The sequence below is a fragment of the Mycobacterium sp. genome (assembly GCF_049673265.1).
Taxonomy (GTDB): Bacteria; Actinomycetota; Actinomycetes; order Mycobacteriales; family Mycobacteriaceae; genus Mycobacterium.
Window position 1 is genome coordinate 1 of the sequence record NZ_JBATXN010000351.1, and the last position, 8,207, is coordinate 8,207.

Consider the following 8,207-nt stretch of genomic DNA (forward strand, 5'->3'; position numbering starts at 1 on the left):
TAGGCCTCGCCGATCAACTGCATGTCGGAATACTCGATGCCGTTGTGCACCATCTTGACGAAATGCCCGGCGCCGTCGGGGCCGATGTGGGTGCAGCACGGCACGCCGTCCACGTGCGCGGAGACCTCCTCCAGCAACGGACCCAGCGACTTGTACGACTCGGCGGGGCCGCCCGGCATGATCGACGGGCCGTTCAGCGCCCCCTCCTCGCCGCCGGAGATGCCGGCGCCGACGAAATGCAGACCGCGTTCGCGCATCGCCTTCTCACGGCGGATGGTGTCGGTGTAGAGCGCGTTGCCGCCGTCGATGATGATGTCGCCTTCGTCCATGGCGTCGGCGAGCTCGTTGATGACGGCGTCGGTGGGGTCGCCGGCCTTGACCATGATCAGCACCCGGCGCGGCTTCTCCAACGCGGCGAGAAACTCTTCGATGGTCTCCGACCGGACGAATTTGCCTTCGCTGCCATGATCTTTCAGCAACGCATCGGTCTTGGCGACCGAGCGGTTGTGCAGCGCCACGGTGTAACCGTGGTGGGCGAAGTTCCTGGCGATGTTCGACCCCATCACGGCAAGCCCGGTGACTCCGATTTGCGCGGTGCCGTCAGTAGCGTTCGATTCCGAGCTCATGTATTCGCCTCTCAGGGTCGTGACGTTCTTTGGAAAGCCTTGCACCGAACACTGTGGCACAGCGATATTCTTCGCCTCTGCAAAGTATCGCCAAAGCGCAGCGGATGCTCCAGCCGCACGTTAGGCGGCGGTGAACAGCCGTTGCAGTTCAGTCAGCCAGGGAATGGCCAGCGCGATCGTGGGCACCACCAGGACCGCCGCTGCCGCGAGATAAGCGGCCGTCGACAACGTCAGGCTGTTGCCCCGCCCGGCAAGCCGGCGCACCCGCAACAGGGTGTGGGCATTGCCGGCGGCCAACGCGCCTCGCGGCGTGCGACCCGACGCACACGTCACCAGGGCGCGGGCGAGCGGAGCGCGGCCGGCTGCTCGGACCGCGGCATCGTCGGCCAGCAGTTCGACCAGCAACTGGACCGCATCCAAAGCGTTTGCGCTGCGGACGAATCGGGGGAATGCGGCATGCGCAGCGGTGAACGCCTCGAGGACCAGATCATGACGGGCGCGCAGATGGGCCCGCTCGTGGCTCAATATCGCGGCAACCTCGGTCTCGGTGAGCGAGTCGAGCGTTCCCTCGCTGACCACCACTCGGCTGCGCACGCCGGGCAGACAGTAGGCCAGTGGCTGTGCAACTTCGAGGACGCGCAGGTCACGCTCGCGGGCGCAGGCCCGCGCGGACATCGCGTCCGGCGCTACACCGAGCAGATCGACGAGCATGCGGTGATGGGCGCGGCGCCGGCGCGTGGTGATGGCCACCCGGACCACCGCCATCGCCAGTCGGGCACCGATCAGCAGCGTAAGCGCGAAAACCACGACATCCAGCGCCCACAGCGGCCAGCCGAGCCGCCCGATGGCAGCCACCGGGGTGGCGGTCGGCCGCCCGTCTGGACCGGGAAGAAATAGCCGGCTGCCGATCGCAATCCCGGCGCTGAACGCCGAAAGCACCGCGGCCACAGCCACGGCCTGCCACAGCACCATCGCTGCGCGCGGGGCGCGCAGCGGCCACTTTGCCCGCGATAACACAGCGGGTATCGGGCCGACCAGCATCACCGCGAGGAGGGTGAAGGCTAGCCCGGACACAGTGCCCAGTCTCCCTTAGCCCTCGCGTTGAGCGCCAGCAGACGGCGCGACGCGGTGGCCGGACTCCAGTTCGTCAAGTGCCCGGCGCAGCGCCTCGGCCTCGTCGGCGCCGACCCGTTCGACGAAATGCACCAGTGCCGCTTGCCGGCTTCCTGAGTCGGAGGCCTGATCCAGCGCGTCGACCATCAGGCCCGCGACGAGTTCGTCGCGGCCGTGTACTGGAAGGTAACGGTGCGCGCGGTCGTCGCGGATTTGGGAGACCAGGTTCTTCTTGGCCAGTCGTTGCAGCACTGTCATCACGGTCGTGTACGCCAGGTCGCGTCGCATAGACAGCGCCTCGTGTACCTGCCGCACTGTTTGAGGTTGAGGAGCGGACCAAAGATGGTCCATCACCGCACGCTCGAGATCGCCCAGACGCGTGAGCTTAGCCATATTCATTCATCTCCTGTGCAATGACGTAAGCGTACCCCGGCTTACTACCGACGGTCGTACCCGTCCGTTCGCCGATGAACCTCTCACTGCCGAATGGCGAGTTGAGTCCCGTCGGTGTGATGGCCTTCACAGCGTCAACGTCAATTTCTATGGTTAGGCTAACCTCACTAAAGGAGGTGCCGGTGACGACTCTGACCGACGATCCGCTCATCGCGGCCATGGCGATCGACCGCGTGCTGCCGCTGCACGAGTCCAGCCAGCGGCTTCGCGAACAGTATCCGCAATGTCCACGGGTACATGGTGTCGCAGTGCTGGCCGACGTATCCGTCCGCCGATGGTGGCCGCTGGAATCGGCCCTGCACACCGATCGCCTGCAGACCATGTTCGACGAGGCCGCCGTGGACATGGATCGTCGCAGCGCCGCCCGGCAGTTGGCGGCGATGCTGATCCACACGGTGATCGGGCGAGTCGTCGCGCTGCTGGTGCTGGAGGCGCGGGCATGGGACACCGGCCTGGAAAACCTTTGGGTGCACGTCGATTCCGATGGCGTCATCGACTGGGCCGGGGTGGTCGACCCGACGGTGCGCATGCTTCCCGGCGACCCCTACTTCGCGACAGACGATTGTGATTGCCTTCGCGACGGCGTGGTGCAGTTGCCCAGCGAGGCAGCGTTGACGACCTGGGTCGCACACCGCTGTCACCGCGCCCTGGCACCGCTGTTCGCCAAACTGCACGCGGTCAGTGCCGGCGCGGTTTCAGTCACGACGATGTGGCACATGGTCGGGTCGATGGTGGTGGCGACCGCGACCCAGCTGCCACAGCTGGCCGGCGCCGACGAGTTGTCCGCAATGCGTCGCGGTCAAGCGGTCCTCGATGCGCTCGTCCGCTTCGGCCTGCCGGTGCGGGGTCGGCGGGTGCCACGCATGCGGGAACCGAACCCTTGCGAAATTAGGGCAGCCTTGCCTATGCTGCTGGCATCGAGCGATAGATGACCGTGATGGCGTCCTGAGGGCTGCAGCGACCCCCGGTCAACTCGATCGGCGAGCCCCGTGCCTGACGCACGGGGCTCGCCTGCGTCTAGGGGTACCGCAGCTTCTACAGCCGCTCTGCCTCAATCTTTGATGAAGTGGTACATCCGGTACGAAAGCCGCCCGCTTTGCAGTTGCTTGTACCCCGCCGTGCCCGGCGCCCCGGCGAATACGCGGCCCCAGGGCTGCAGGTATTTGGGCACATACCGGGAGTTCAGGCCCAGGAAGCGCTGCGAGTTGGTGTCCATCCCGCGCAGCACCTCCGTGTTGATCTCCCGCTTCGAAAGCATCCGCATTGGCATGCCGGCCAGTGCTGCATCCCATTCGTCATATTCGAGGAACCCGCGGAAATCGGCGTACAGGAAATGCCCTCCTGGGCGCAGCACCCGCGTCATTTCAGAAAGAAAACGGTCGAAATGGGGGTAAGAGTGCGCCGCTTCGACGTTGATCACCGCGTCAAAGGAGTGGTCGGGAAAGGGCATGCTCTCAGCGTTGCCGTGCACGAAATCCAGCCCCGGTAGGCTGTGCCGTTTTTGGGCGAATGCAACACCGTCCGGGTTGTAGTCCAGCCCGGTGTAGGACGCCGTTTGCAGCGTCCGTACCAGATACGCGGCTCCACCGCCGTGTCCGGAGCTGACCTCCAGAACTTGTTTGCCACCGAGATCCGCTTGGGTCGCGGTGCAATGGTAGAGCTGAATGCTGTACCGGTTGGGTTCATCCTCAGGGGCCAGCGGCAGTCCAAGCGGCGGATCTTCCTCGTAGCCCCAGTTGAGAAAGGTGACGTCTTCGTTTTCCCACCGGCGGGTGATAAAGGGGTACCAGTACTTGTTGATGGCTCGTTTCAACCATGGAAAAGGGTCAACGAGCTTGATGTACCGCTTGGAAGTCAGAGTCACAGCGGCGAGTATGCCACGCGGACTATGCGCCGCGGTGGTCGGCCAACGAAGCAGAGTCGGCATCACGCAACGCCTTATCGGTGCGCCGGTACACCACTGCTCGCGCGCCGCGCGCCGGTGCGTAGGCAATACCGCGCCAGTGTGGTCGTTCGGCCGGCGCATCGGTTGGTACGAAACGGAATTCGCGCAGCAGTAGGCGAAGGGTGATGTCCATCTCCATGGTGGCTAGCGCCGCGCCGACGCAACGGTTGACACCGCCGCCGAACGGAATCCAGGCCTTCGGCTTCGCGGCACTGCCGAGGAATCGGTCCGGGTTGAACGACATCGCGTCCGAGAAGCTCTCATCTGAATCGTGGACCAGCGCGAGACTCAGGACGATCCTGGTGTTCTCCGGAAAGACCCAGTCTCCCAGGCGAATACGCGCCTTGGTGCACCGCACGGTGGAGTCGAGAACCGTCCGAGTGCGCTGCACTTCCGCGATCGTGGCCTGGCGCAGTTCGGATCCACCGGCGTCGACTTCCTCGGTCAGCCGCGACAGCAGCTGAGGATGGCGAATCAACCGCTCCACTGCCCAGGCCAGTGATCCCGCGGTTGTCTCGTGGCCGGATACCAGCAAGGTCAGCATCTCGTCGGCGATGTGCTGATTCGTGATCGGCTCGCCGTTTTCGTAGCGCGCCCGCACCAGCAGTGCAAGCACATCGCTGCGCTCTTCCAATGCGGGATCCACGCGCGCAGTGGCGATCAGCGAGTTGATCGCGGCGTCAAAACGGCGGCGGTGCCGCAAATATCGTCCGCCCGGGCTCCATGGACCCAGGTCACGCCGCAAGCTCGACGGCAGTGTCAAGTACACCCCGGAGAGGGCGGCCATCGGCGGAATCAGGTCGTTCAGTTCGTCCAGCGTGGCTCCCTCGGCGCCGAACAGGGCCCGCAGGATGGCGCCGAGAGTCATCGCCGTCATCGAGGGCAGCGTCTGGAACTCCCGCCCTTCCGGCCACGCCGCGATCTCGCGCAGCACCTCTTCTTCGATGATGGGCTCGTAGCTTCGCATCCGTTTGCCGTGAAATTGCGGGAGCACGAGCTTGCGGCGCTCGAGCAGTTCATCCCCGGCAAGGGCGAACGTCGACCCCGAGCCGAACGCGTCGCCCAGGCTGGCGGTTCCCGTCCTCGCGCGTTCGAGCAAATCGGTACTGGTGCCGAACACCTCCTTGACCAGGGCGGGATCCCTGACCACCACCGCACGGCCCAGGCGCGGCATATTCACGCTAAAAACCGGGCCGTAGCGTCGACTGAGAGCGCCGTACATTTCGTGGTACTCACGCAAGAACCAGAGGCCCTGCAGGGCCTTCGGTAACCGTGGACCCGGCGGTAGGCGCACCGGCTCGGTTGTTGCCGTTGCCATGTCGTTCCGTCACCCCGTTTCGGTACTGCATAGGTTTCGCGCCGACCCACAGTAACGGTAGCGGGGCGGCTCCCGCAGGGCATTTCGGCTACCCGGAAACACCCTCGCCAACCCGAGCCGTGTACACACAGAGGCTATGCAGTCATTGCCAGACTCGGTTATCCCAGAGGGTTTTGAGGCGCCGTTCGATAACGAGCTAGGACTGGTGTTCACCGAACTCAGCCCGGATGGCGCACGCGCGCAACTCGAGGTACAGCCGAAGTTGCTGCAGCCGATGGGCATCGTGCACGGCGGGGTCTACTGCTCGATGATCGAGAGCATGGCCAGCGTGGCCGCGTGGACTTGGGTCAACGCGCAGAGCGGCGGTGCTGTCGTCGGCGTCAACAACAACACGGACTTTCTGCGTGCCATCGGCAGTGGCACCGTCTACGGCACTGCGACGCCGCTACATCGGGGGCGTCGTCAGCAACTGTGGCTCGTCACCATCACCGACTCCGACGACCGCGTGGTCGCCCGCGGTCAGGTGCGACTGCAAAACCTGGACGAAGCCCCGGCGGGCGGCTAGCCGGCTAGCTGGCGGCCGGCGTCGTCTCGCCGTGGTGTGCCTCGGCAGCCAGTACCGCCAGCTGCTCGAGCCGGGTGCGGGCGAACGCTTGCTGCTCGGTGATGGTCAGCTGGCCACGTCGCCCGCTGAGGAACGTCACCGTCCAGGACAACACCGTCGTGATCTTGTTCTTGAATCCGATCAGGTACACCAGGTGCAGCAGCAGCCACGCGAACCAGGCGATCAAACCGCCGAATTCGAGCGGACCGATCTTCGCCACGGCGGAGAACCGAGAGATCGTGGCCATCGAGCCCTTGTCGAAGTACTGGAATGGCTCGCGATCGGCCGGATCGGCGCCGGCCAGTTCGGCTTTGATTGTGGTCGCGGCGTACTTAGCGCCCTGGATGGCGCCCTGCGCCACTCCTGGGACGCCGTCGACGGCAGCCATGTCACCGACGACGAAGACGTTCGGGTAGCCGGGTACCGACAGGTCGGGTAGCACCTCGACGCGCCCAGCGCGGTCGAGTTCGACCGTCGACTGGCGGGCCAGATCGCGGCCCAACGGGCTGGCCGAGACTCCTGCCGACCACACCTTGCAGGCGGATTCGATACGCCGGACGGTGCCGTCGGAATCCTTGACCGTGATGCCGTCGCGGTCAACGTCGGTCACCATCGCCCCGAGTTGGATCTCGACGCCCATCTTCTCCAACCGCGCGGCCGCCTTCTTGCCCAACTTCTCGCCCATCGGCGGCAGCACTGCGGGAGCAGCATCCAGCAAGATCACCCGCGCCTTGGTCGAATCGATGTGCCGGAACGCGCCTTTCAACGTGAAATCGGCGAGCTCGGCGATCTGGCCGGCCATTTCGACACCGGTAGGGCCGGCGCCGACGACGGTGAAGGTGAGCAGCTTCTTGCGCCGCTCCGGATCATTGGATCGTTCGGCCTGTTCGAATGCGCTCAGGATGCGGCCACGCAGTTCCAGCGCGTCGTCGACGGACTTCATGCCGGGTGCAAACTCGGCGAAGTGGTCGTTGCCGAAGTAGGACTGACCGGCGCCGGCGGCGATGATCAGGCTGTCATACGGGGTCTCATAGGTGTGGCCGAGCAACTCCGAGACGACGAACTTGCCGGCTAAGTCGATATGCGTCACGTCGCCCAACAAGACTTGGACGTTGCGTTGTTCGCGCAGGATCACCCGCGTCGGGGGAGCGATCGCCCCTTCGGCGACGATGCCCGTCGCCACCTGGTAGAGCATCGGCTGAAACAGGTGATGGGTGGTCCGGGCAATCAACTTGATGTCGACGTCGGCTCGCTTGAGCTTTTTGACCGCGTTCAGTCCGCCGAATCCGGATCCGATGACCACGACCCGGTGGCGATGGCCGGGTGCAGTGTCTTCGGGGTGGGCGCTCATAGTTGGCTTTGCTCCTCGACGGCGACGGTATTCACCTCTACGGTATAGCCCCGACCTGCCATTATCGACGGCTATCCGTGTGATCACCCCCACGGCGACGTCAGCAAGATCAGCTGCTGCATGCTGCCTCAACAGCGACGTCCTGCGCTGGTAGCTGGGTGTTTCGGTGTCCGAGAAGGGGTACTCGCAAACACGAACCTCAACGGGGCCATCTCAAGGAGGCACAGTGACCAAGGATCATGGTTCGAGCGTTAAGAACGACAAGCAATACGAGGGCCTGCGCAAAAAGGGGATGAGCAAATCTCGGGCCGCCGCAATTTCCAATTCGCCCGGAGCGTCGAGTAGGGGCGGTAAGAGCTCAGGCAGTAGCCAAAGCAGTCGCAGCAGCGGATCCGGTAGCGGCGGAAACACGTCCCAGAAAAAGGCTGCCGGCCGGAAGGGCGGCAAGAAGTCGAGTTAGCGCGCCTCGCCGGTCGGTCAAAGACCGACCAGCGGACGCAGCGCCTGCCCGGCCGCGGTGACCACACCGGGCGTGTAGAACGGAATGTTGATGATCACGCCGTCGATGCCAGCGTCCAGCACCTTGGCCTGGATCTGTTCGGCGATGTAGTCGGCGCCGCCCGCCACCATGCGTTGGCGCGTCTTCGGCTCGGCGTTCTCGTCCAGCAGGACAGTAAGCAGGACGCTGGTCTCCAACGTCGCGCGGTCCCGGCCGACCTCGTCGCATCGTTTGGCTAATGCGTCGAGCTTGCCCGGCAGCTCGTCGAATCCGGCCATGACGTTGAGGTGGTCGGCAT

The 8,207-nt window shown here is 64.8% G+C and carries 9 protein-coding genes and 1 pseudogene; 3 read left to right on the forward strand and 7 right to left on the reverse strand.

Going from position 1 to position 8,207, the window contains the following annotated elements; all coding sequences use genetic code 11:
* The 3 genes from WBF82_RS12145 to WBF82_RS12155 form a co-directional block, all read right to left on the reverse strand.
* A partial coding sequence (locus tag WBF82_RS12145) for an NAD(P)-binding domain-containing protein (protein ID WP_424383274.1) occupies positions 1–626 on the reverse strand: 626 nt, incomplete at its 3' end.
* Positions 627–746: 120 nt separating this feature from the next.
* Positions 747–1,700 (reverse strand): M56 family metallopeptidase, encoded by a 954-nt coding sequence (locus WBF82_RS12150; protein WP_424383275.1) that lies wholly within the window; start codon positions 1,698–1,700, stop codon positions 747–749.
* A gap of 15 nt (positions 1,701–1,715) precedes the next feature.
* The gene (locus tag WBF82_RS12155) at positions 1,716–2,132 is read right to left on the reverse strand and encodes a BlaI/MecI/CopY family transcriptional regulator (protein ID WP_424383276.1); all 417 of its coding nucleotides are present in this window, start codon (positions 2,130–2,132) and stop codon (positions 1,716–1,718) included.
* Between the two features lie 182 nt (positions 2,133–2,314).
* Here WBF82_RS12155 and WBF82_RS12160 point away from each other — a divergent pair, with 182 nt between their 5' ends.
* Positions 2,315–3,124 (forward strand): iron reductase, encoded by an 810-nt coding sequence (locus WBF82_RS12160; RefSeq protein WP_424383277.1) that lies wholly within the window; start codon positions 2,315–2,317, stop codon positions 3,122–3,124.
* A gap of 119 nt (positions 3,125–3,243) precedes the next feature.
* Here the strand turns inward: WBF82_RS12160 and WBF82_RS12165 are convergent, their stop codons facing one another.
* On the reverse strand, positions 3,244–4,056 hold the full coding sequence (locus tag WBF82_RS12165) for a phthiotriol/phenolphthiotriol dimycocerosates methyltransferase (RefSeq protein WP_424383278.1): 813 nt from the start codon (positions 4,054–4,056) through the stop codon (positions 3,244–3,246).
* A 22-nt stretch (positions 4,057–4,078) separates the two neighbouring features.
* On the reverse strand, positions 4,079–5,455 hold the full coding sequence (locus WBF82_RS12170; protein ID WP_424383279.1) for a cytochrome P450: 1,377 nt from the start codon (positions 5,453–5,455) through the stop codon (positions 4,079–4,081).
* A 136-nt stretch (positions 5,456–5,591) separates the two neighbouring features.
* Here WBF82_RS12170 and WBF82_RS12175 point away from each other — a divergent pair, with 136 nt between their 5' ends.
* On the forward strand, positions 5,592–6,020 hold the full coding sequence (locus WBF82_RS12175; RefSeq protein WP_424383280.1) for a PaaI family thioesterase: 429 nt from the start codon (positions 5,592–5,594) through the stop codon (positions 6,018–6,020).
* Positions 6,021–6,024: 4 nt separating this feature from the next.
* On the opposite strand, the gene WBF82_RS12180 is transcribed toward WBF82_RS12175, so the two are convergent.
* Positions 6,025–7,410 (reverse strand): NAD(P)/FAD-dependent oxidoreductase, encoded by a 1,386-nt coding sequence (locus WBF82_RS12180; protein WP_424383281.1) that lies wholly within the window; start codon positions 7,408–7,410, stop codon positions 6,025–6,027.
* A 226-nt stretch (positions 7,411–7,636) separates the two neighbouring features.
* On the opposite strand from WBF82_RS12180, the gene WBF82_RS12185 reads away from it, so the two are divergent.
* Positions 7,637–7,870, forward strand: coding sequence for a DUF7218 family protein (locus WBF82_RS12185; RefSeq protein ID WP_424383282.1), 234 nt, complete (start codon positions 7,637–7,639; stop codon positions 7,868–7,870).
* Positions 7,871–7,887: 17 nt separating this feature from the next.
* Here WBF82_RS12185 and WBF82_RS12190 read toward each other — a convergent pair.
* Positions 7,888–8,207 (reverse strand): annotated as a pseudogene (locus tag WBF82_RS12190) (LLM class F420-dependent oxidoreductase); the annotation flags it as partial.

What these genes read in the sequence shown, in the direction of transcription:
- WBF82_RS12170 (WP_424383279.1), bottom strand. Translation starts at nt 5,455, where the DNA reads ATGGCAACGGCAACAACCGAGCCGGTGCGCCTACCGCCGGGTCCACGG.
- WBF82_RS12180 (WP_424383281.1), bottom strand. Translation starts at nt 7,410, where the DNA reads ATGAGCGCCCACCCCGAAGACACTGCACCCGGCCATCGCCACCGGGTC.
- WBF82_RS12155 (WP_424383276.1), bottom strand. Translation starts at nt 2,132, where the DNA reads ATGGCTAAGCTCACGCGTCTGGGCGATCTCGAGCGTGCGGTGATGGAC.
- WBF82_RS12175 (WP_424383280.1), top strand. Translation starts at nt 5,592, where the DNA reads ATGCAGTCATTGCCAGACTCGGTTATCCCAGAGGGTTTTGAGGCGCCG.